This is a genomic window from Nguyenibacter vanlangensis (assembly GCF_013376155.1).
In the GTDB taxonomy this organism is placed as follows: Bacteria; Pseudomonadota; Alphaproteobacteria; order Acetobacterales; family Acetobacteraceae; genus Gluconacetobacter; species Gluconacetobacter vanlangensis.
The window spans coordinates 1-22473 of sequence record NZ_JABXXP010000007.1 but is presented as its reverse complement, the minus strand read 5'-3'; the positions used below and the strand labels follow the sequence as shown (position 1 = coordinate 22473).

Sequence of the window (22473 nt, the reverse complement as noted above, 5' to 3'; positions counted from 1 at the left end):
CCGGCGCAATCCGCCGCGCGGGCCGCAACCGGCTTGGCCGTTCTCCTGCGCATTGCATGGGTCGATTTCTGGGGCGATAAGTACCGTCATAGGCGGCTTTGAGCAAGGCGGGAAAGCGTGGCCCGGGGCACCGCAGAGCGACATGCACGACAGGAATTGAGATGCAGGACACCGTAACGGCCGGCGCGGACGCAATCGGTCAGCCTCTGAACGTCGAGATCTGGAAGGCAGCCCTGCTGCGGTCGCCGACTCCGACCGGTCTGATCCAGGTCTGCGATGCCCTGTTCGACCAGCGGCAGGCGCTCGATGGGACGCGCCTGGTTCTCGAAGTGGTCTTCCAGCACCTCGATGACTGGCTGCTGAGTCTCGCCGGAGCGACGGTGATCCTGCGGCACACGACCTGCTACGACATCGTCGAGACCCTGCTGCGCAACGTGCTGCGGAACCAGCCGGACAACGTGCCGGCCCAGGCGTTCCTGGCCCATATCCGCGTGGCGCAGGGCGATGTCGGGGGGGGATGCGCGCGTTTTTCCGAACTGATGCTGCGCTATCCCGCCGAGCAGGCCAATCTGTGCGAATATATCTCCATGTCGCTGCTCGAGGCCGGATATCCTCTCGAAGGGCTCAAGATCCTGGCGGCCCATCTCGACGGCGGGGACATGACGGCGGCGCTTCTCAACAATGTGGGCTGCGCCCTCGAACGCCTGAACCGCTCGGCCCAGGCCATCCCCTGGTACGAGAAAGCCCTGGTGCTCGAGCCGGAAAATCCGAAGATCGGGTTTGGATATGCCTGCGCGCTCATCAAGGCCGGGAATCTGCGCGACGGGTGGGCCCGCTATGCCGAGCGCGAGCCGATCATCGACAACAAGGCGGCGTGGTTCCTGTCCCTGCCGCGCCTGCGCCATGGTGACGACGTGCGGGGAAAGAAGATTTTCCTGTATCACGAGCAGGGGCTGGGGGACACGCTCCAGTTCGTCCGTTTCGTGCCCTGGCTGCTGGAAAGGGGGGCGGAGGTGGCCGTCGCGGTACCCCGGCCCCTCGTACGTCTTCTGGCCCGCTCCTATCCGGGCGTATCCGTCGGGGACGCGCAGGATTTCAGCAAGGAGGATGGCTACAGCTACGCCGCCCCCATCCCCGACCTGCCATTCATCGCGGGGGTAGCGTCCGAAAGCGACATTCCCGCCGATATTCCCTATCTGCAAGCCGATCCCGCCGGCGTCGCCAGGTATGCAGCCGAATTGCCGGCCGGCCGGCCGCGCGTCGGCCTGGTCTGGGCGGGTGACCGGCGGGTGCGGTCCGAGCACGTCATGGCCGACAGGCGCCGTTCGACGACATTGGCGGAAATGGGCGCGGCCCTGTGCCCCGTCGGGGCCACGCTGGTCAACCTCCAGTTCGGCATGCCGCGCGCCGAAATCGCGTCATGGCATGGCCAGGCCCTGTTCGATCCGATGGGCGACGTCCGCGACATGGCCGACACCGCATGCATCATGAAGAATCTCGACCTGGTCATCTCGGTCGATACGTCGCCGCTGCATCTCGCGGGCGCGCTTGGCTGCCCGGTCTGGCTCGTGAGCCGTTGGGATGCCTGCTGGCGCTGGGGGGACGAAGGGACCCGTTCGCCATGGTATCCGAACATGCGCGTGTTCCGCGCGAAAGAAAGATCCTTCGCCCCGGTCCTTCAGGATGTCGGGGCCGCGCTGCGCGACTGGGCGGCGAACTGGAAGGCGGGCTGACGGACCCGGGCAGTCACAGCAGGGCAGGGCATCAATCAGCCCGCCGGGGCGGCCAGCGCCACCGGATTGGCGCGGTATGAGGCAAGGGTGCGCCCGCGCATCCCTCCCGCCGCCGGCCTGTGCAGAGAAGGCTCCGAGAAATGCCTGAAGCCCTGGAAGGGATGGAATATCCTGGCAGGGGCTCCCGCCGTCCCGGCATCAGCGGGGGAGGGGGCGGCGGCCAGGACCGTCTGCCGGCCCGCCATGCCGGCCATGGCCGGATGCGCAAAGGGCGGTGCGGACGCGAACGCCGCCTGGCCGTTCCGCCGCAAGGCGTTCTGCGCATCCCGTCCGTCCTGGGGAACCGCCCACGCTTCCAGGACCTTCCACTGATACTGGGTGCCGATGCCGGGCGTCTGGGAGTGATAGGCCGCCGCCGCCCGCGGCCAGCTTCCCATCCTGTCGTGCATCCGCAGCAGGAAATGACCCGCGTAAAGCGCGTTTTCGCCCGGATCGAACGCCTGGTCGAGAGAGGTAAAGGCGTCCGGATGCTGCTGCAGGTTGATCTGCAGACAGCCGACATCGATCGACAGGATGCCCTGCTGGCGAAACGTCCCGACGGCGGCGACAGCATCGGCCCGCGTCGGGTAGTAGTGGCCGATTCCCGCTGCCGTGACGGTCCATGGCCACGCGGAAATGCTCCCGTCCGGCTCCGGCCGTCCGCTTTCGACGCGGCTCATGGCATCGAGAAACCCATCCGGGATGCGCAGCGCGCGCTCGGCCCGGGCGGCCGCCGTGGCGCACAGCGACGATTCGGGGGACCGGGCGGCAGCTTTCTGCACGGGCTGAAGCAGGATCGCGGCCGCAATCAATGCCAGAGAGGGGGCCAGAGAAGGGGCCAGAGAGAGGGCGCGGCAGACGATTGCCCGTTCTTCGCCGGCGGCGTTCCATGGGGGGCCGCAACAGCGGGCCTGGAGATGGATCCGGAGTGTCATGGAGCGTCCCGAACAGGCGTCTCGAACCGCGCCTCATCGTGCGCCACCGGCTGAATTACCCCATCATCATGACGTCTGACAACCGGACCGGCGATACGGGAACATAACGCAGCAATAATGTCCTGCGCGGATCTGATCTTTCCGAAATCGAGAAGAGGACGGGGCGCTTTTTCGGGCCGGTCGGGGCATTGAATGTCATGGCGCGCGCGCGTATTCTGCGCCGCACCACGGCCCGTTCGTGGCATCGCCCATGGAACGAAGCGCAAAGGTAAGCGGATTTTATGGGGAATGACCTCATGGTGGCCGGCCAGTACCGCGGCCGTGCAAGCCGCCGCGACGAAGTGGCCGCCGTCCTTCCCCGTCGCCGGGCCGGAACGTCAGGCCGGCCGCGCCGGATCCTGGCGCTGGCCGCCGCCGCGTTCCTGCTGGCGGGATTGTCTCCGGTCTCGTCCGCCATGGCCGCGATGGTCAGGATCAAGGATATTGTCGATTACGAAGGCGTGCGCGACAACCAACTGGTCGGTTACGGCCTCGTCGTCGGCCTGCGCGGCACGGGCGACCGCCTGACCAATACGCTCTTCACGCGCGAAACGCTGATCAGCATGCTCAACCGCCTCGGCGTGAACATTCGCGACCAGGAGGTGCAGCTTCAGACCCATGACGTGGCTGCCGTCATGGTGACGGCCACGCTGCCGCCCTTCGCGCATGGCGGCGGCCATATCGACGTGACCGTGTCCGCCGTCGGCGATGCCCGCGACCTGACGGGCGGCACCCTGCTCGTCACGCCGCTCCAGGCGGCGGACGGCGAGGTCTATGCCGTCGCGCAGGGATCGCTGGTGACCAACGCGTTCGCGGCCGGCGGGGCAGCCGCCACGCTCACGCAGAACATACCGACCAGCGGTCACATCGCCAACGGTGCGGTGGTCGAGCGCGAAGTGCCCGTGACCTTGGGCGCGGGCGGGGTCATCCATCTGTCGCTGCGCAACCCCAATTTCACGACGGCGACCCGGATCGTCCAGGCCATCGACCGCCATGTCGCGCGCGGCCTGGCCCGGGTCGACGACCCGCGCACCATCGCCATCGATCTGTCGGGGCGCGATCCCGCCGAAACCCTCTATCGGATCGGCGACCTTACCGTCGAGCCCGATACGATGGCCAAGGTCATCGTCGATGAGGCCAGCGGGACGATCGTGATGGGCGACAATGTCCGCATCAGCACGGTTGCCATCGCCCAGGGGAATCTGACGATCCAGATCACGGAACTGCCCGAGGCATCCCAACCCGCTCCGTTCTCGAACGGAACGACCGCGATATTGCCCAGGACGCAGATCAACGCCAGTACCGACAATTCGCACCGCCTCGGAATATTGCGCGAGGGGCCGACTCTTGCCAGTCTCGTATCGGGCATGAATGCTCTGGGCATGGGGCCCCGGGACATGATCAGCATCCTGCAGGCCATCAAGGCCGACGGGGCGCTCCAGGCGGATCTCGAGGTCAGGTAGCCGGAACATGAATGTCCAGAGCATGAATGGAGGGATTGCCATGTCCGCGCTGTCTCCGGTCACCCCGCAAAGCCCGGCCGCGCAACCCGACATCAGTGCGGGCAAGGCCGCGCAGGCCCGCAATGCGGCCGTCGCGTTCGAAGCCGTGACCATCGGTGAGCTTCTGAAGCCCATGTTCGATACCGTCGACATGACGGACAACAGGTTCGGCGGCGGCCCGGCGGAAAAGCAGTTCCGGGCGCTTCAGGTCCAGGAAATGGGGAAGCAGATCGCCGATAGCGGGGGGATCGGCATTGCCGACAGCGTGTATCGGCAGATGCTGGCCATGCAGGAGCGATCCGGGTCATGAATCGCGCGCCGGACCGGTCCGCGGCCGTGCTCCTGCGCGGTTTTCAAAAGGTCTGCGCCCTTCTCGAGCGCGAGAACGACCTTCTGAAGACCGGAAAGCTGCAGGATGTGGTGAACATGCTTCCCGCAAAACAGAAGGAGATGGAGGCGCTCGAGGGCGTCCTGGCCGGCCCGGACGCCGCGCCGGCATCCCCCGACCGGACATCAGCCCTGCTGACGCCCGAGACCGAGGCGGCGGCAAGGCATTTCGGCGCCCTGGTGCGCACCAACCGCCGGCTGCTGCGCAATGCGATCGACGCGCAGAATTACGTCCTCCGGCTGATCGTCGTCGAGGCGGCCCAGATGGCCAGCGCCGGCTATGGTTCGTCCGGCCAATACGCGACGAATACCATCCCCCAGGGCGCGCTGACGCTGCGCAGCGACGTCTGAAAGGCGGCGCTTGTCCTGCGCATGCCGTCGGAAATCATGCAAAGCGCGCGATAGAGAACCATTCCATGGATCCACGAAACCGCCGATATCGTCATGCCGGGGCGGGGCGCGCCGCTTTGCTCTGCATCGCGCTGGCCGGATGCTCGTCTCCGGCCAAGCCCTATCTGGATGCGGGAAAGCGCTTGTCCGAGGCAGGCTTCATCGCCCATGCGGCCGATACGACGGCGCGTTACGCCATGATGAATACGCTTCCGCCGGGCGTGCTGACCTATCGCCCGTCCTCGATGGGGCCGGTCTATCTCTATGCCGATCCGATCGGGTGCGGCTGCGTGTATATGGGGTCCGTGCTGGCGTACAATGTGCTCGTCACCCCGGCGAAACGGGGGCGGACGACGGTGCCGGTCATGCCGGCCGTGCCGGACATGCAGGCGATGGCCGCGGAAAACAGGCGCGATACCGCGTCATGGGATTGGAGCGCATGGTCACCCGGCGCCGATCCGGGGCCGACCCAGCCACGTCATGTGGCGGGGGGCTATTGGTAGCGGACAGCGGACCGGACATGCCGGCCCCTATCCGATCGACCGCGCCAGAAAGGTTTTCTCAAGCGCCTCCAACTGCCGGCGCTTGCGTCTGGCCGGGGCAGATGCCTGGATTTTGGCCTCCTTCGGCAAGATGTTGTCCGCGGCCGGCGCATCCGCATCGCCGGCCGCCGGCCCTGCCGGGTTACCGTCCGCGGGATGATCGGCCATGGTCAAACCGTCCTGGGGATCCGCCGTGCCCTGCGGTGCGCCGAGCCCGTTGCCGGCGCCTTCCGCTTTCTTGAGCAGGTCCAGCCTGATTTCCTCGGCCTTCTCGATCAGCGCTTCAAGTTGCTTCTCGCGGGATGGGATCCGTGTCGCCAGGGCTTCAAGCCGATCGGCCGTCGCGTCGGCCTTGTCGACCATGGTGTCGAGTTCCGTCCCCATCATCTTGGCCTGCTCGATCATCCGGCTCAGCGGCCGGCCACTGACTTCGCCGGCAATCCGCAGTTTCTCCACCCCGTCTTCGGCGCTTTTGACGCTGCTTGCCAATTTCTCGACCAGGCCAAGCAGGCTCGCGCGGTCCCGCTTCAGATTCGACAGAATCCGGCTCAGATAAAAACTATAGATAATTCCCAAAAGCAGGAAGAACGACAGAACGATCTCGATGATCACCTGGATCTGTGTCAGCATCTGCCGGATGGCCCCCAGTCTGGCCCGGTTGTGAAGCGGCGGGCGGATAACGGACAGTAAAGATTTTTTTAGTTTTTCACGCTCTCATTCCGCCGGCGCGGGAGAGGGCAGGATGGGCTCGCGATGGTCGTGCGGATTGTCGGACGGGACCAGCCTTCTTTCGATCTTCACGGCGGCCTTGCCATGCATTTGGCCCAGCCTGCCCTCGAACAGGGGGGTCTGCCCGCATTGAAGCGTGACAGGAATCGGGGTGTCGCTCTGGTACGGAAAGGCGATCTGCATGCCGGGGCGAATGTTCAGAACCGTGGAGAGCGGCACGGTCTTTTCCTCGAATATTGCGGAAACCTGCACCTCGGTCTCGAGAATTTCGGACATCAGGTGGCTCTCCCAGATCGAATCGCGGCCGAACCGCTCACCCATGAACTGCTGGGACAACTGGTCGCGCACGGGCTCAAGCGTCGCATAGGGAACGATCAGGTCCAGATAGCCGCTTCTGTCGTCCATATCGATATGCAGCTTCGTCATCACCACGGCATTCGACGCCCGGGTGATCGTGGCGAATCGCGAACTGACTTCAAGCCTCTCGAACGTAAGGTCGATCGAACAGACGGGGCTGAAGGCCGCCGACAGATCGTGAAGCGTCAGCGCGATCAGCTTTTCGATCAGGGACCGTTCGATCGCGGTATGCGGGCGGCCTTCCATCCCGGCATGGCCCACGCCGCGCGGTCCGCCCAGCAGGATGTCGATAATGGAATATGACAGCGCGGAATCGACGATGATCAGGCCGTAATTCTCCCATTGCACGGCCTTGAAGACCGCGAACAGGGACGACGAGGGGACCATGTTCATATAATCGCCGAACGGTATCGAGCGCATGCTCTCCATGGTGATCTCGACATTGCCGTTCGTGAAGCTGCGCAACGTCGATGACAGCAGCCTGACCAGCGTGTTGAACACCATCTCCAGCATGGGCAGGCGTTCATAAGCCACGAACCCGGCCCGGATGACCCGCTCCATGCCGGTTTCTTCCCGGGTGGGAAGGCCGGAAAACGCATTGCCGAGAAGGCTGTCGATCTCGGATTGATCCAGCACGTGGCCACCCGTCACGCCGTTTCCGAACGACATCGCAGCGTCTTCCAAGGCGGCAGGCTGCGCGTTCGCCGCATCGTGCGATGCGCCGGATTGTGCCCCGGCGGCCGTCCCGTTTACATCCTGCATGACGTCTTCACCGTTGGTCCTGCTGAATTTTTCTCAAAATTCCAATAAATCCATGGGTCTACTGGACGAGAAATTCGACCAGGTACAGGTTCGTGACCTCAAGCGGGGCCAGCTCGGCTCTCAGGCGGCGCAGGATCGCTTCGCGCAGCCGGTATATCCCGTTGCCGCGGATGTCCTCGGGGCGCGTCTCGTGCAGGTATGTCTGGAATATGTCCTGAATTTCCGGGATCGTGGTCTGAAGCGCGGCCTCGTCCCGCGCGCCGGATATCTCGACCTTGGCCGTCAGCTTCACATAGACGGGGCGCCCGTCGCCATTGTCCAGATTGGAAACGATCGGCGGGATTCCAAGCAGGATAGGGCGATGCAGCACCCCCTTCGCCAACTTCGTGTCCGTCGCCACGTCGCTTTCGACCGCCCGGAACAGGTTGCCCTTCTCAAGAAGGGCGGCACCGCCGCCGGCGATCAGAACCAGGGCTGCCCCCCCGGCGATCATCAGTTTTCGATTCGCCTGCCGGCCCGCAGCCGCAGTGTCCGCAGCCATCGATTCCCGCTTCTCTTCGCCGGCAGGGAATTTGGGCGCGCCGCCGGCTACAGTCTCGCTCATATCTGGATGGCTCCGGGAGGGAAAAACGACTTGGTGTCAGTTTAGCCCCTGGATGGTGCGTGCTCAATGGGAATGGCGGCCTGCCCGGCGGCAGGGATCCGGTGCGCGCCAAAGCAGGCCGGGGCCATTTATGCGACGTTCGCGCGCAATGAAGGTCCGAATATAAAACGGCATCGGAGTCTCGCAGATTGTTCCGTATCGCCGATGCGGAACAATCTCATGCCGTGCTGTCCATCCGAACATAGGCGTTCGGACTGGATTCATGGCTGGCCCGCATCCGTCACAGGCCAGCCGCAACATTATCCCTGCTTCATCGCGATCGTGGATTGCAGCAGATCGTCGGCCGTCGTCACGACCTTGGCATTGGCCGAATACGCCTCCTGCGCAACGATCAGCGAGGACAGGTCGCTGGTCAGGTCGGTCGTGGAGGATTCCACATAGCCGACCGACAGCGTGCCCGTTCCATTCTGCCCGACGGTGCCGATATTGGCGGTGCCGGACGATGCCGTGGCGGTATAGGCCTGGCCGTCGACGGCATTCAGGCCGTTCACGTTGGCGAAGTCGGCCAGGGCGATCTTGCCCACAAGCTGCGTGTCGCCATTGTCGAACTCGGCCATGACCGAGCCGTCGCTCTGGATCGCGATGCCCTCATAGGTGCCCGAGGCGACGCTGTCCGAGGTCAGGGCCGAGCTGTCGGTGGCCAGCGTCGTGCTGGTCGAAAGCTGGGTACCGCCGAGATTGGCGGTATAGCTCTGGGGCGTGGCGCCGCCGACCGTGACGTTCAGGTTGCTCAGCGACAATCCGGACGTATTGGTCGTCGTGTCCGTCACCGAACTCGCGGCGCCGGTCGCCGGGTCGAACGCGACCTGATACGTGTCCGAAGCGGCCCCGGTATAGGGGTCGACGAATTTGAGGTTCCACGTCGTCGACGAACTGCTCGCGCCCGTGGCGGCGTTGCTGGTGACGGGCGCCTGCGTCCAGACGGCGGACACATAGCTGCCGGACGCGGAATCGTAAAACGGCGCGGTGGTATAGCTCTGGTTCGATCCGGTGGTGGTCCCCAGGGTGGTCGGGGACGCGGCCATCATCAGGCCGCCCGTCGCCGGATCGGTGGTCAGGGCATGAATTCCGCTCGTGCTCGCCGTACCGGTGGACGCCGCCATCGTGGTGCCGCTGGTTCCCCCGATCGTGCCCAGATTGAGCGTCATGTTCTGCGTGACCCCGTTATAGGTCGCCGCGATCGGGATGGAAGCGGCCGCGCCGCTGGCGGAGACGGTGGTCGTCGCGCCGCCGGACGATGGATAGGAAATCGATTTCAGGTCGCCATTGGTGCCGAACGTCACGGTCGCCGCATTCGCCGCGATCGCCCCGTTGCCGCCGGCATCATAGGCACTGACGGTCCAGACATAGGGATTGGTCGCGCTCTGCGTCCAGGTCAGGCCCACCTGGTGCGCGTTGGCATCGGCGTCATAGGTCGTGACCGGCGTCGCCGTGTAGGTCTGCGGTGTATAGCCCGTCGTGGGCGCGGTGCTGGACGGCAGCGTGCCGACGGTGGCATTCAGCGTCAGGGTCGTCGTCTGCGTCGGCCGGAACGCGACATTGTTGACATTGAGCTGCGACAGGTTCGTTTCCAGCGCGCCGGTGCTGTCATTCACCATATAGCCGTCGAGATAATATCCGCTGGTATTGACCAGGTATCCCGAATTGTTTTCGTAGATTTCGCCGTTGCGCGTGTAGTAGTTTTGGGATTCGAACTGCGTCGTGCCCGAGGTCGCGGTGCCGGTCTCCTTGGACACGACGAAAAGGCCGTTGCCCGAGATGGACGAGGCCAGGCTGTCGGTGCTGGTCGAAGACGTGCCCTGCTGGTCCACATGCTGCACGGTCACCGCGGCAACCGAGTCCGAAACGTCTTCCGACGCCGCGTTCCCGTTCAGCGAGCCGGCCACGAAGTCCTGGAACGCGGTACTGTCGGCCTTATAGCCGACCGTCTGGCTGTTGGCGATGTTGTTGCTGAGGTTCGTGAACGCGGTCGACTGCGCGTTGATGCCGCTGACAGCCGTGGAAAGGGCATTGAAAACTGACATAAGCCGTCCCTAGCCTTGTGCGCGTCACTGTCTGTCCTGTCCGCCGTCAGGCGGAAAGATCAAGGTCCGGCCGTGGTCGAACGATCCACGGCGCCGCACACCAATATCCGGTATGGCAGAGTCCAGGCCAGCGATCTTACGGACATGGAATGGCGGCCGAAACATTCCCAGCGCGACACCGATGCCTAGCTAGGGCCCTGAGTAGCATGCGCGGCGTGAAACGCAAGGGCTTCCTGGCTCATGATTTCCGAGGCGCGCGCGATCCGGGGGTCCTCAGCTTCATGACATATGCGATGATCGCTGCGACGGGCTGGAAATATTCCGGCGGAATTTCCGCATCCAGCGGCAGCGTATACAGGGCGCGCGCCAGGGACGGGTTCGACACCACGGGCACTTTCGCATCCTCGGCCGCGTGCCGGATCCGGGCCGCCAGCTCGTCCATTCCCTTGGCGACGATCTTCGGCGCGCCGTCCGCGCCGTTTTCGTAAGACAGCGCCACGGCGTAGTGGGTCGGATTGGTCACGACGACCGTGGCCTTCCTGACCGCCTGTATCATGCGCTGCCGCGCGCGCCTGCGGCGGATCACCTTCAGCTTGGCCTTGACGTGCGGATCGCCGTCGGTCTGGCGCGTTTCTTCCTTGATATCCTGCAGGCTCATGCGCAATCCGTTCAGCCTGTGGTACCGGGTCCACAGATCGTCCAGAACGGCGATCACGCATTGTACGACCAGGATGATCAGCGTGGCATACGCGAACCACGCCATCAGTTCCGACGACAGGCGGGGAATGGTCCAGCGCTCGGCTTCGGGCGCCACGCGCAAGGTGCCCTGCGCCACGCCATAGAGCAGAAGCCCGAAGACCACGAATTTGACCAGGCTCTTCAGCAGTTCCACCAGGTTGGTCACGCTGAACAGGCGTGTCAGTCCACGAATGGGGGACAGGCGCGTAATATCCGGGACAAGGGCCTGCGGACGGAACAGAAAACCGGTCTGCAGCATGCTGCACGCGACGACGACCACCAGACTGGCCAGCGCCAGCGGTGCCGCCAGCAGCGCTCCCTCGCGGCCGGCCAGCAGGGTCGCCGTATAGACCGACGGCATGTCCGGCGAGATCGTGTCGAAATGCTCCATCAGGCCATGCATGTGGCCAAGAAACGCGCGGCCCGCCGTCGCAGTCGTCATGGTGAAGACGATCAGAAACGCGCCCAGCACGACCAGCATCTGCAATTCCCGGGACTGGGCGACATTGCCGTCCTCGCGGGCGGTCTGGAGCCTCTTCTCGGTCGGGGCCTGGCTCCGCTCTCCGCCGCCCGATCCTTCCTCTGGCATGCATGTTCGTCCCTGATGGTCCGCCGCCGGAATTCATGACCGAATGCAGGCGGCGGGAATTTTAGCGTCGCATGTCAGCGTCGCGCCACGCCGGCCCCTATCCCGGGCAGGCCGGCCAGCAGATCGTTCATCCGCCCCTCCCAGACGCCGGTCATGACCTGGATCAGCATGGCCAGCAGCAGCACGCCGCCCAGAAGCTGCGCCGGCATGGCGATGGCATAGACCTGGATGGCCGGCATCAGCCTGTTCAGCACGCCCAGCATCGCCGGCCACAAGGTCCCGATCAGGACGAACGGCGCGGCCAGTTGGACCGCCAGGGCGAAACTCTGCGCCGTGGCCGCCGTGACGCTCTTCGCCATGTCGCCCACCATGGGCATGTGGCCCGGCGGGAACAGGGTGTACGACCCTGCAACCGCCGCCAGGGGAAACACGTACAGACCGGTGGACAGGACGATGACCGGCACCAGGAACGACGCCATATGGCTGATGGCCGTGCTGGACGCCCCCAGTTCCACGTCCGGCTGCAGCACGCTGGACAGGCCGGTGAAGATCGAGATGATCTGCATGGCGACGCCCAGTGCCGTCGCCACCAGCCTGGCCAGCCATCCGATGAATGCGCCGCACAGAAGCTCGCCCGCGATGATGGCCACCGCCATGAACGGCACGCGCATCGCCGTGCCCGCCACATGCACCAGGCGGTCCTGGATGACGGGCAGGATGGTCACGGTGGTGGCCAGTGCGATTCCCGCCCTGACCACCATGGGCGACGTCGTCTCACCGAGTCCGGGGGCCGTCATCACCATGGCGCTGACACGGCAGAGCGCGACAAGAAACATGGCGGCCAGCACGGCGAGCGAGCCGCCGGGAAAAGACGGGTCCCCGGTCATCCTCGCGTGGCGGCCGCGCGCATGTCGCGCCTTTTCATGAACCTCCAACCATGATCATCTGGTCGAAGATCGTATGGGCATAGGTGTTCAATGTGGAATACATGAACGAGCCCGTCAGCAGCAGGGCGGCCATCGCCGCCACGAATTTCGGCACGAAGGACAATGTCGCCTCGCTCACCTGGGTCATGGCCTGCATCAGCGAGACCAGGACGCCGGCGCACAGCGACGCCAGCAGAGAGGGTGCGCCCATCTTGACGGTCACAAGCAGGGTCTGCCGCAATATCTCATGAATATCGACCGCATGATGCATGCACGTCGCCTAGATCGACATCTTCATGACGTCCTGATAGGCCTGAACGACGCGGTCCCTGATCGTGGTAACGGTCTGCAACGTCAGCTTCGCCTCTTCGACCGACGTCGCGATATCCGTCAAATTGCCGGTGCCGGACAGGCCCGCGGCGGCCTGCGCCTCGGCGCTCTTGCCTGTCGCGACGGCGTTGTTGAGCGCGCTCCCCAGCACGTCGCCGAAGCTGGAGACGATATCCGACGACGGGGAAGCCTGGCCGCCATCCGGGCCGTCGTTGGCCGGCTGTAACGTCTTCTGCGTCTGCCCATAGGCATTGATCGCATCCAGACTGCGTGTGGTGATGTCGCTGATCATCCTGTCCGCGCTACGTCTTCGATGCCCCGGCATAACCCAGGCATCCGGCAACGACAAGGTCGGCGGCTTTTACCACCCGTTAAAATATAATAGCGCAATTGCGCCCGGCGCCCATGGTCCCGGCCCGTGCGCCAAGGGGGGTGTTGAAGCCGTCGCGGCAGTGGCGATAGGGTGCAGCCGGACAGCAAGTGCGTGGAGCACGATATTGATCGGTCGGTACAGGATGAATCTCCCGCGCGCGATGAAGGATGCCGGCGGCAGGCGCGGCTGGTGCCGGCCGGTATGCGGGACCACGCTGGCTGTCTTGCCGGTGGCAATGCTGCTCGGGGGCACGTGCCGGGCCGCCGGCACCGGCGAGGATGGCATCCGCTGCCCCGCGGGGGCTGTCCATATCGCGGAAATCCGCGTGCTCGCCCGTCAGGATGGCAGAGCCGGCGCCGTGCGGCCGATCGGAATCGCATCGGCGGAAATCTGCGCCGGCGACGCGACTCGTTTCTCGGACGTCGTGACGCGCGGCGCGCCGGACGGCGCCAGTGGCGCCGCCGCGATCGGGCAGAAGACAGGGGTGGAAGGCTCCATCCAGATCAGCGGACGCACCGCGCAGATGGACGCGACCGTCTACCTCCCTCTCAACGACGCGGACCTCGCCCAGTGCGCCCAGCAGCAGGACACGCAGGGGCAGGACACGCAGGCGCAGGGGGGCGCCGGCGGCACATGCAGGCCACATGGCCTGGTGGCCAGCCTGGCCGATACATGGGTGTTCTCGCCCGGACGATGGTCGGCTCTTCAGGTGGGCACGGACAGCGCCGGGAATCCGGTCGCCCTGTATGTCAGGATTTCCAACGGCCAGGTGGAATGACGGCCTGCCGCCGCGCGGCGAAAAAAATACCCCCGACCGAAATCGGGGGTATTCACAAATAGAATCAATGACGTGATGGCAAACTGCTTCCGAAATCCATCACACGAATTTCGGAGGCAGGACGCGCTAACCTTGCCCCAGATTACTGGAACATCGAGAGGATGTTCTGGGACTGCGAGTTGGCGATGGTCAGCGACTTGATCGCCAGCGACTGCTTGGTCTGCAGCGAGGTCAGCTTCGCGCTGGCGGCCGACATGTCGGCATTCGTCAGGGCGCCGACGCCGGCGGTCAAATTGTCCGAGATGGTCTGGCCATAGGTGGACATGTTGGCGATGTTGTTCGTGTTGGCGCCCAGGTCGGACGTGACGTTCGTCATCGCCTGGATGGCCGCCTGAACCTGGGAAATCATGTCGGCGACCGCGTTGGAGCCGGTGAAGGCCGAGCCGAGGCTGCCCGCGCCGGCCGCCGAGACGGAGACGAACACGTTGGCGGTCGGGTTGGTGCCGGCCGAGCTGCCCGTCGTCAGGCCCAGCGCGTCCGTCAAGGTGGTGCCGCTCGTGCCGCTGACGGACACCGAGGAGGAGGTGGTCATATAGCCGGCGATCGTCGAATTGAAGCCGCTGATGGTGGCCGAATCGCCCCCCAGGCCGGTCACGTAGGTCAGTTGGCTGGACGTGATCCCCTGGCCGTCGGCCGTGCCGCCGGACAGCAGGTTCACGCCGTTGAACGTCGCGTTGCGGGCAATGGTGTCGATCTGCTGGAGAAGACCCGTGATCTGCGTGCCGATCTGTCCCAGAGAGGCAGGCGTGCCCAGATTGTTGCCCACCGACGTTACGGCGCTCTGGATATTTCCCAGCACGCTGATGATCTGGTTCGCGGCGCTGTCCGTCGAGCTGACGGTCTGCGAGGCAAAGGTCAGGCCGTTATTCACGGCGGTCTGGCCGGAAATGTTGCCCGACATCTGCTGAGCGATGCCATAGGCCGCGGCATTGTCGGCGGCCGAGGACACCTGCAGGCCGGTCGAGACCACGTTTTCCGTCTGGCTCAGGCTGGTCGACGTCGCATCGAGAGTTTCGATGGCGATCATGGCCGAGGTGTTGGTGTTGATCGAAAGGCTCACGGTGTTTTCTCCATGCTGACTCGTGCCGTTGTCGCACCAGTTCCAGGCCAGAAAATCGGCAAACGGCTAAGAGAAGGTTACCAGCCCTGTCGACGCGGATGTTTTTTCGCGTCGTGCCGCGGCCGGATCGTGGCGCCTGCACGCCCGTCGAACGCCTGCCGGAACGACCGGCGATCCCACGGCCCCAACTGGTCAGGGTTCCGGGTGTGTAGTAGTGTTTACTGGACCAGTGGCCGATATCGGGCATCATGGCCGGTGTCGTACGCGGCGGACTCCAGACGGTAACATCATGATTCATCCTGCGATCAAAGCCTATCAGAGCATCAGCGGCTCCTCCCTGTCGGGCAGAGAGGCCGAGGCCGCATGCTTCAGAATGCTCATCGACGAACTCGAGACCGCGTCGCTGAGTTCCGATGTCGCCGTTCGCCGCCTGGCATTGTCCCGGCATCAGCGTTTCTGGTCCATGATCATGCAGGCGAACGCCCTGGATAACGGTCTTACGCCCGAGGAGGACCGCAGGCTTTTCGTCAGGCTGGCGGACCAGGCCCAGAGATACGGAATCAGGGCGATATTATATTCCGACCTGTCCCTGGCCCCCCTGATCGAGATCGCGGAAAATGTCCTGGCCGGCCTCGAGGCCGTCTCGGATAGCGATGCAATAGGCGCCGATCCGCTCGCCGCGTTCTGACGGAAGCGGGCGGTGGCGGAAGCGGGCGGTGGGATCGGCACCGCAGAGAGAGTGTCACGGTCATGAAGAATCCGGATGCCGGAGCGGGTGGCGCGTCGCCGCGGTCGATCGCGGACAGGCTTGCCTTCCTCAGGATCGGCAACAGGGAAAGCCGCATCCTCTCCGAGATGCGCTCCGGCCTGGGCGATGTCCTGCAAGCCAGCCTCGATGATTTCTACGATCGGGTGAAGCAGACGCCCGAACTGGCGCGCTTCTTTCAGGGCGACCACCAGATGGGCGCGGCCCGATCGCATCAGTTGGCCCATTGGAACACGATTCTTTCGGGCCGGTTCGGCCCCGACTATGTTCAGGCCGTCACGCGAATCGGCGGGACCCATGCCGTGATCGGGCTCGAACCGCGCTGGTATCTGGCCGGATATGCGGTTCTGCTCGACGGCATCGTCCGCCGGATGATCGACGCGGAGTTCTCGCGCCGCCCGCGCGGCCAGGCCGCCTTCTCCCGGTTGTTCGGCCGACCATCACCCGCCGCCGAACCGCAGGACGCCGCGCTGCTGGGGGAGAAGATCGGCACGCTCATCCGCGTGGCGATGCTGGACATGGACCTCGCACTCTCCACCTATCTGCTCCGCCTGGAAGAGACGAACCGCAAGGCCGAGCGCGAGCAGGCCGCGCTGGGCGAAATCGCACGGGCCCTGGAACAGGTGGCCGGCGGCGACCTGTCGACGACGCTCGACCGGACGGTCATGGAAAAATCGCCCCTCCTGGCGTCCGTCTTCGCCAGGCTCAAGGACGGGCTGGGGGGAATCGCTTCGGAAATCCGCCGGGCATCCGCCCTGGTTCGGGAATCCGCGGCGTCGATCAGCAAGGACAGTGCGCGCATCCTCAGCCAGAGCGACGCGCAGGTCGGCTCGATCCGCAGGATTACCGGCGCCACGGCCGCGCTGGAGGAGTCGCTGTCCGACGTCGCCGAGCAGACCGAAGCGGCCGGCGTGGCCGTCAGGACCTGTGTGGCCGCGGCCGCTCTCGGGGATGGAAATATCCGCAGGGTGCGCGAAACGATGACGGATATCCGGCAGGCGGGCGAGACCATTTCCGAGCTTGTCGGTACGATTCAGGATATCGCGGTCCAGACGAATCTGCTCGCGCTCAACGCCAATGTCGAGGCCTCCCGCGCCGGAAGCGCCGGGCGCGGTTTTGCCGTCGTGGCGACCGCGATCCGCGAATTGTCGGCCAAGACCACCGAGGCGGCACGACAGATCGCGGCAAGCGCGCGCCAAAGCGAAACCGTGATCCGCAACGGCGACAGGGCGGTCAGCCAGATGACGGACGCATTGCGGGAGATCGGGACCAGCATCACGGTGGTCCGCGACGCCGTCGCCCGAATCAATACCGAAATCGGGAATCAGGAGAACAGCGTCCGCAGCACCCATCGCGAGGCCGCCGAGCTGCGCGACATTTCCGAAAAGACATCCGCCATGACAAGGCATGCATCGGACGATTGCACGGCGCTGACGCAGCGGTCGGACAAGATGATGGAACTGGTCAGCAATTTCCGGCTGTCCTGATGCGGCCCGAGGCAACCGGCACCGTCCCGGGTCCGGACAGGCTTTCAGAACAGGTCGATCGTCCCGGCGGGCAGTGATCCGTCCGGTGCGTGCGTCCCTTTCAGGGCCCGCACGACCGCCCCGAGCGTAACCCCGTCATACAGACCGGCCACACTGACGCCGTCCGCCGGCCCGGGGTGGGGAAGGGATATCAGGTTTCTCAGAACCGTCGTCACGGCCGCGACTGTCTGTGTCGCGACGTCCAGCTTCTGAAGGCTGCTCATGTCCGCATCGCTCAGCGCCAGGCCCCTGACACATGTCTCGACGGCCTGCTGGGCGTGAACAAGATCCTCACAGGCCGCGTCCAGAAGACACGCCATTCTCGCCACGGCCTCATGCATCGTAATGTTCGGGGTGCCGTCCGGGGTGGCACCCGGGGTGGTGTGTGGGCCCGGTGCCCGCATCGTGGCGGAATCTGTTTCCATCTTCAGTCTTTCTCCGCGCCCTGACGGTCAGAACAGTTCGACGCCCGAGCCGGCTTCCCGCGCCCATTTCCGTTCGGCTTCGGCCTCTCGCCGGCTGTACGCTTCTTCCTGATGCCCGACAGTCCTGGCATCGTGGACCAGGTTCTGCTGCGCCCGTCCGGTCGCGGGCCAGAACCTGACCCGCCGGGCCTGGCTGCCGCCCAGGCTGTGCGAAACGCAATGCAGCCCTTCTTCCGCCAGATATCGCAGGACGAAGCGGCTGTTCTCCTGCCCGATATGCCCCAGCGACGGAATGATGGCCGCGCCGCCAAATGCCTTGCATTGCAGCCGATCGAGGCTCCCGCCTGCTTTGAGAATCCCGTTGACAAGCTTCTCCATCGCATTGACGCCGAAACGCATGGCCGTTCCGCCATGGCCGTCATCTCCATCGGGCAGCAGAAAATGGTTCATGCCGCCGACGCCGGCCACCGGATCGAACATGCAGACCGAGACGCATGAGCCGAGAAGGGTAACCAGAAGAGTCGACGGATCGTCCGAGACGACCACTTCGCCCTGTACGACCGTCGTGATTGTCGATATGTCCGTCACGTTATGGGCCCGAACACCTTTTCAAGCACCTCCCGCAGTTTTGCGACGGTATAAGGCTTGGCAAGAAAATTATTGACCCCGGCCTTGACGGCTTCCTGAACGAGGTCCCGGCTGGCCTCGCTGGTCAGGATGATGAACGCGACTTTCTGCGTCTTCGGGTTGCCGCGGACGGCACGCAGCAGGGCCAGCCCGTCCATGACGGGCATGTTGAAATCGGAAATCACGAGATGCGTCGGATTCTGGTCGAGATATTCGACGGCTTCCCTGCCGTCCTTCCTCTGCGCGATGTGCGCGAAGCCGATCTGCATCAGGCTGTTGGCCAAGATCTGCCGGATGGACGATTGGTCGTCAACGATCAGCGCCCTGATCTGTGAAGCCGCTGGCATAGTCTCCTCCTCATTTCCCATCCAGATCCGGCCAGTCCGCCGGCGTCGATCGCGATCTACGGTTGCCCGGTGCCGAAGCCCCGTCCGATCGGCCGGACACGGCGCGGACAGGCCAAGGCAACGAGACAGAGAAATACCAGTAAGCCAATGGAATCGGGCGTCGTCCTGGGGTCATGTCAGCGCGCGGGCCGTCATGGCGGCGGCACTGATCTGGTCAAGAGAGACGATCCGGGATGCCGCCCCGATTTCGGCGGCGACCCGCGGCATTCCATAGACGACCGAAGACGCCTTGTCTTGTGCAATCGTCTGGGCTCCGGCCCGGTGCATGGCCAGGAGACCTGCCGCGCCATCCTGCCCCATGCCGGTCAGGATAATGCCCAGCGCATCATTGCCGACCTGCTTCGCAATGGAATCGAACAGGACGTCGACAGACGGGCAGTGGCCGTTCACCGGCGCCGATTTCAGGAACGTCGTCATGCATCGGCCGTCGCGCCGTTCCACGGCCACGTGCCGGTCGCCTCCCGGCGCAATCCTGACGCAGCCCGGGGCCAGTATTTCGCCGTCCCTGGCCTCGCGGATGGACAGCGCCTCGATCTTCTGGTCCAGCCTCTTGGCGAAACTGGCGGTAAACAAAGCCGGCATATGTTGGCAGACGATGATCGGGGGGCTCTGTCGCGGAAAACCCGCAAGCACCAGCTCCAGCGCCTCCACCCCGCCCGTCGAGGCCCCGATCGCCACCAGTTCGAACCAATGGGCCCAGCTTCTCTGCACGTCCGGCACGCTGTTCGGATCGCGGCGCCGCGGCTTGGCGGCAGGATCGGATTGCGCGGCCAGCCGAACGAGACGCGCCAGGCCCGCAAACGCATCCGTCCCGACCACCGAAGCCGGTTTCGCGAAGCAGTCGAACGCGCCCATCTGCAAGGCGGTGATCGCCGTATCGGCCCCCCGGGCCGTCAGGCTGGAAACCATGACGACCGGAATCGGACGCAGCCTCATGATCTTGTCGAGAAACTGCAGGCCATTCATGCCGGGCATCTCGACATCGAGCGTAATGACGTCCGGCTGGTCCTTGATGATCAGGTCCCTGGCCTCGATCGGGTTCGCCGCTTCGCCACAGATGACGATATCGGGATACTGCTCGAAGGATCTCCGTATCAGTGCCCTTATCGTTCGTGAGTCGTCGACCACCAGAACCCTTACCGGCTTCTCCAACGCTCAGTCGTCCTTTTCGTAGATGGTCGGGGCCACCTGCGTCAGCCCGCATTGGGTTGCGCAAGATACGCGTTCGGAATGGCCCACATACAGAAAGCCGCCCGGTTCCAGCCTGTCGGACAGGCGCTGCCACAGACGCTCACGCGTCGCCTCGTCGAAATAGATGACGACGTTCCGGCAGAAAATGGCCGAAAACGTCCCCCTGATCGGCCAGGAGGCATTGAGGTTGAGCACGCGGAACGCAGGAAGGCGGCCGATCGGGCCGGCAAAACGGTAATCGCCGTCGCCGCACGACTCCATGAACTGGGCTTTCCGCGCCGCGGGTATGCCCTCCGTTTCCTCATCCGGGTAGACGCCGCCCGCGGCCCGCGCGACCACGTCGGCATTGATGTCGGTCGCGAGAATGCGCATGTCATGCGCCGCCGCGTCCGGAAATGCCGTCATGATGGACATGGCGATGCTCCAGGGTTCCTGCCCCGTGGAGCACGCCGCCGACCACACCCTTCCGCGCCCGCCCGCGGCGATGTTCGCGGCAAGGCGAGGGACGACGACGGTTTCGAGATGCTCGAAATGCTTCTTTTCCCGAAAGAAGCTCGTGACATTCGTGGTCAGGGCATAGACCAGCTTCTCCATCTCGCCTTCGCCGCCCGGCGCCTGCACGAAATCCAGATAGGTCCGGAACGAGGCGTGGCCAAGCTCCCGAACCCTGCGCGAGACGCGCGAATACACCAATGCGCGCTTGGTCGCAGGAAGATGGATGCCCGCCTGCGCCTGCGCGATCCGCTGTACCCTCTGGAAATCGGTATCCGTATAATCGGACTCGCCGACCGGCGTCAGGCCGTTCATGCGGAAACCGTATCCCCGACCAGTTGTCCGACCACGGTTTCAAGGCGAAGGACGCCGATCATCCGGTTGTCGACCAGCACCAGCCCCCCAAGGCTGCTGCCGTCATCGGATACGCTCTGCACGTCGCCAAGGTCGATGTCCGCCATGTCGATGACGCGATCGACCAGCAGCCCGCATACGACGCCGCCTTGCGACTCGACGAAGACCACGACGCGGCGCGGATTGTCGGCCTGCGGCGGCACGTTCAGATAGACCGCCAGATCGATCACCGTCAGGATGACGCCGCGCAGATTGATGGCCCCGCAGACATAGGGCGGGGCGAACGGCAGGGTCGTCGTCTTCTCGAATCCCCGGATTTCACGAACGCTCAGGATCGGAATGCAATATTCCTGCTCCCCTATGGCGAACATGATCATCTTGACGATCGTGGCGTCAGCAACCTCTGTCTGTTCCGTCATGTCCGGTTTCCTGCCTCGCTACCGATTATCGGCATGATGTCGCTACGCCGCCAGCCCCGCGCGGATGCGCGCGGGCTTGTTGTCGAGATGCCCGACGGCGGACGCAATCAATGCCGGAGCGTCGAGGATCAGGGAAACGCTGCCGTCGCCCAGAATGGTTGCCGCCGACACGCCGAATATCTGCCGGTAGTTGTTCTCTATGCTTTTGATGACGACCTGGGTCTGGTCGCGAATCTCCTCCACGACCAGGGCGGCCCGCGCCCCCGACTCGTTCTCGACGACAAGGATGATCGCATCGTCCGGCGAACCCGCCGGCGGAGAGTCCGACAGGCCCAGCGCCGCGGCCAGCGGGATCAGCGGCATGCAGTCGCCGCGGATCGAAATGACGTTGCTGCCGTCGGGCAGGGCGTAAATATCCCGGCGCTTGATCATCATGGTCTCGATCACGGCCGAGATCGGAACGATCATGGTCGAACCGCCGGCGACGATCACCATGCCGTCGAGAATGGCCAATGTCAGCGGAAGGCTCAGGCTGAACGTGGTCCCTTTCCCCGGGACACTGTGAATCGCGACCCTGCCGCCAAGGCTCAGGATCGCCTGTTTGACGACGTCCATGCCCACGCCCCGGCCCGAAAGGTCGGACACCGCCTCCGCTGTCGAGAAGCCCGGCGCGAAGATCAGGTTGTTGATCTCGTCGTCGGTCAGCACCGCGTCCGGCGCGACGATGTTCCGCCTGATCGCCGTCTCGAGCACGCGCGCGCGATCGATCCCGCCGCCATCGTCCCCGATCGTGATCAGGATCCGGCCCGAGCGGTGCTCCGCGGTCAGCCGGATATGGCCCTCCGCGGGCTTGCCGGCCGCGATTCGGTCTTCCTTCTTTTCGATGCCATGATCGACGGCATTGCGCAGCATATGGGTCAGCGGGTCCGTCAGCTTCTCGACCAGCGTCCGGTCGACTTCCGTCTCCTCGCCCGCAAGCGTCAGGACCACCTCCTTGCCGGTCATCGAGCACGCTTCGCGCACCACGCGCTGCATGCGCTGGAACACGCCGCGCACTGGCTGCGCCCGGATCGCCATGACGGCGTCCTGGATATCCCGCGTCAGGGACTGCATGCTGCCGATACTCTGGACCAGTTCCTGCTGCGTCGCGCTGTCGCCATGGCGGGACAGGGATTCGATGGCCGCCTGGGCAATCACCAGCTCGCCGACAAGATCCATCAGATCGTCGATCCGGTGGAGATCGACACGGATCGAAGCCTGCTCGGGCTTGCGGGCCGGCGCCGGACCAGCCGCGGCGGGCGCAACCGCC

Annotated in this window: 25 protein-coding genes; 8 read left to right on the top strand and 17 right to left on the bottom strand. The window is 64.7% G+C overall.

Translation table 11 applies throughout. From position 1 onward, the window contains the following. The first annotated feature begins 161 nt into the window (after nt 1-161). Nucleotides 162-1733: a tetratricopeptide repeat-containing glycosyltransferase family protein gene (locus tag HUK84_RS01695; RefSeq protein WP_176638669.1), complete on the top strand. Its 1572-nt coding sequence runs from the start codon at nt 162-164 to the stop codon at nt 1731-1733. Between the two features lie 35 nt (nt 1734-1768). On the opposite strand, the gene HUK84_RS01690 is transcribed toward HUK84_RS01695, so the two are convergent. Continuing rightward, complete coding sequence (locus HUK84_RS01690) at nt 1769-2707, bottom strand: lysozyme family protein (RefSeq protein WP_176638668.1); 939 nt, start codon at nt 2705-2707, stop codon at nt 1769-1771. 455 nt (nt 2708-3162) lie between these two features. Here HUK84_RS01690 and HUK84_RS01685 point away from each other — a divergent pair, with 455 nt between their 5' ends. The 4 genes from HUK84_RS01685 to HUK84_RS01670 all read left to right on the top strand — a co-directional run bounded on the left by HUK84_RS01685 (nt 3163) and on the right by HUK84_RS01670 (nt 5528). Further along, nucleotides 3163-4209 carry a flagellar basal body P-ring protein FlgI gene (locus HUK84_RS01685; RefSeq protein ID WP_246285289.1) on the top strand — a complete coding sequence of 349 codons (1047 nt, stop codon included), beginning with the start codon at nt 3163-3165 and terminating at the stop codon, nt 4207-4209. 40 nt (nt 4210-4249) lie between these two features. Then, nucleotides 4250-4558 carry a rod-binding protein gene (locus HUK84_RS01680; protein WP_246285287.1) on the top strand — a complete coding sequence of 103 codons (309 nt, stop codon included), beginning with the start codon at nt 4250-4252 and terminating at the stop codon, nt 4556-4558. Further along, nucleotides 4555-4986 carry a hypothetical protein gene (locus tag HUK84_RS01675; RefSeq protein ID WP_176638665.1) on the top strand — a complete coding sequence of 144 codons (432 nt, stop codon included), beginning with the start codon at nt 4555-4557 and terminating at the stop codon, nt 4984-4986. The genes HUK84_RS01680 and HUK84_RS01675 overlap by 4 nt, the downstream gene beginning before the upstream one ends. Before the next feature lie 65 nt (nt 4987-5051). Further along, nucleotides 5052-5528: a hypothetical protein gene (locus tag HUK84_RS01670; RefSeq protein ID WP_176638664.1), complete on the top strand. Its 477-nt coding sequence runs from the start codon at nt 5052-5054 to the stop codon at nt 5526-5528. A 27-nt stretch (nt 5529-5555) separates the two neighbouring features. Here HUK84_RS01670 and HUK84_RS23060 read toward each other — a convergent pair whose 3' ends face one another. The 8 genes from HUK84_RS23060 to HUK84_RS01630 all read right to left on the bottom strand — a co-directional run bounded on the left by HUK84_RS23060 (nt 5556) and on the right by HUK84_RS01630 (nt 12978). Next, entirely contained in the window at nt 5556-6197 is a 642-nt protein-coding gene (locus HUK84_RS23060) for a DUF6468 domain-containing protein (protein WP_246285286.1), read from the bottom strand. Between the two features lie 84 nt (nt 6198-6281). Further along, complete coding sequence (fliM, locus tag HUK84_RS01660) at nt 6282-7322, bottom strand: flagellar motor switch protein FliM (protein WP_281362717.1); 1041 nt, start codon at nt 7320-7322, stop codon at nt 6282-6284. A gap of 151 nt (nt 7323-7473) precedes the next feature. Next, nucleotides 7474-8019: a flagellar basal body-associated FliL family protein gene (locus tag HUK84_RS01655; RefSeq protein ID WP_176638662.1), complete on the bottom strand. Its 546-nt coding sequence runs from the start codon at nt 8017-8019 to the stop codon at nt 7474-7476. A gap of 299 nt (nt 8020-8318) precedes the next feature. Continuing rightward, nucleotides 8319-10103 carry a flagellar hook-basal body complex protein gene (locus tag HUK84_RS01650; RefSeq protein WP_176638661.1) on the bottom strand — a complete coding sequence of 595 codons (1785 nt, stop codon included), beginning with the start codon at nt 10101-10103 and terminating at the stop codon, nt 8319-8321. A 238-nt stretch (nt 10104-10341) separates the two neighbouring features. Beyond that, nucleotides 10342-11430 carry an EscU/YscU/HrcU family type III secretion system export apparatus switch protein gene (locus HUK84_RS01645; protein ID WP_176638660.1) on the bottom strand — a complete coding sequence of 363 codons (1089 nt, stop codon included), beginning with the start codon at nt 11428-11430 and terminating at the stop codon, nt 10342-10344. 74 nt (nt 11431-11504) lie between these two features. Next, nucleotides 11505-12317 (bottom strand): flagellar biosynthetic protein FliR, encoded by an 813-nt coding sequence (locus HUK84_RS01640; protein WP_176638659.1) that lies wholly within the window; start codon nt 12315-12317, stop codon nt 11505-11507. A gap of 34 nt (nt 12318-12351) precedes the next feature. After that, on the bottom strand, nt 12352-12627 hold the full coding sequence (locus HUK84_RS01635; RefSeq protein ID WP_176638658.1) for a flagellar biosynthetic protein FliQ: 276 nt from the start codon (nt 12625-12627) through the stop codon (nt 12352-12354). 9 nt (nt 12628-12636) lie between these two features. Continuing rightward, nucleotides 12637-12978, bottom strand: coding sequence for a flagellar hook-basal body complex protein FliE (locus HUK84_RS01630; protein WP_176638678.1), 342 nt, complete (start codon nt 12976-12978; stop codon nt 12637-12639). Between the two features lie 223 nt (nt 12979-13201). Between HUK84_RS01630 and HUK84_RS01625 the strand changes: the two genes are divergently transcribed. Further along, nucleotides 13202-13837 (top strand): hypothetical protein, encoded by a 636-nt coding sequence (locus HUK84_RS01625; protein ID WP_176638657.1) that lies wholly within the window; start codon nt 13202-13204, stop codon nt 13835-13837. A 142-nt stretch (nt 13838-13979) separates the two neighbouring features. Here HUK84_RS01625 and HUK84_RS01620 read toward each other — a convergent pair whose 3' ends face one another. Beyond that, nucleotides 13980-14957: a flagellin N-terminal helical domain-containing protein gene (locus HUK84_RS01620; RefSeq protein WP_176638656.1), complete on the bottom strand. Its 978-nt coding sequence runs from the start codon at nt 14955-14957 to the stop codon at nt 13980-13982. A 289-nt stretch (nt 14958-15246) separates the two neighbouring features. On the opposite strand from HUK84_RS01620, the gene HUK84_RS01615 reads away from it, so the two are divergent. Both HUK84_RS01615 and HUK84_RS01610 read left to right on the top strand, forming a co-directional pair. After that, nucleotides 15247-15645, top strand: a complete 399-nt coding sequence (locus HUK84_RS01615; RefSeq protein ID WP_176638655.1) for a flagellar biosynthesis regulator FlaF — start codon at nt 15247-15249, stop codon at nt 15643-15645. A gap of 62 nt (nt 15646-15707) precedes the next feature. Beyond that, a complete protein-coding gene (locus HUK84_RS01610; RefSeq protein ID WP_176638654.1) occupies nt 15708-17210 on the top strand; it encodes a globin-coupled sensor protein in 1503 nt (500 codons plus the stop codon). A 44-nt stretch (nt 17211-17254) separates the two neighbouring features. On the opposite strand, the gene HUK84_RS01605 is transcribed toward HUK84_RS01610, so the two are convergent. The 7 genes from HUK84_RS01605 to HUK84_RS01575 all read right to left on the bottom strand — a co-directional run. After that, on the bottom strand, nt 17255-17674 hold the full coding sequence (locus tag HUK84_RS01605) for a hypothetical protein (protein WP_176638653.1): 420 nt from the start codon (nt 17672-17674) through the stop codon (nt 17255-17257). A gap of 27 nt (nt 17675-17701) precedes the next feature. Continuing rightward, a complete protein-coding gene (locus HUK84_RS01600) occupies nt 17702-18262 on the bottom strand; it encodes a chemotaxis protein CheD (RefSeq protein WP_317135213.1) in 561 nt (186 codons plus the stop codon). Then, on the bottom strand, nt 18259-18648 hold the full coding sequence (locus HUK84_RS01595; protein ID WP_176638652.1) for a response regulator: 390 nt from the start codon (nt 18646-18648) through the stop codon (nt 18259-18261). The genes HUK84_RS01600 and HUK84_RS01595 overlap by 4 nt, the downstream gene beginning before the upstream one ends. 171 nt (nt 18649-18819) lie before the next feature. Then, nucleotides 18820-19860: a protein-glutamate methylesterase/protein-glutamine glutaminase gene (locus HUK84_RS01590; RefSeq protein ID WP_176638651.1), complete on the bottom strand. Its 1041-nt coding sequence runs from the start codon at nt 19858-19860 to the stop codon at nt 18820-18822. 3 nt (nt 19861-19863) lie between these two features. Next, nucleotides 19864-20706 carry a CheR family methyltransferase gene (locus HUK84_RS01585; RefSeq protein ID WP_176638650.1) on the bottom strand — a complete coding sequence of 281 codons (843 nt, stop codon included), beginning with the start codon at nt 20704-20706 and terminating at the stop codon, nt 19864-19866. After that, a complete protein-coding gene (locus HUK84_RS01580; RefSeq protein WP_176638649.1) occupies nt 20703-21164 on the bottom strand; it encodes a chemotaxis protein CheW in 462 nt (153 codons plus the stop codon). Before HUK84_RS01580 ends, HUK84_RS01585 begins: the two co-directional genes overlap by 4 nt. A 42-nt stretch (nt 21165-21206) precedes the next feature. Next, on the bottom strand, nt 21207-22473 hold a 1267-nt coding region (locus HUK84_RS01575), incomplete at its 5' end, for a chemotaxis protein CheA (RefSeq protein ID WP_176638648.1).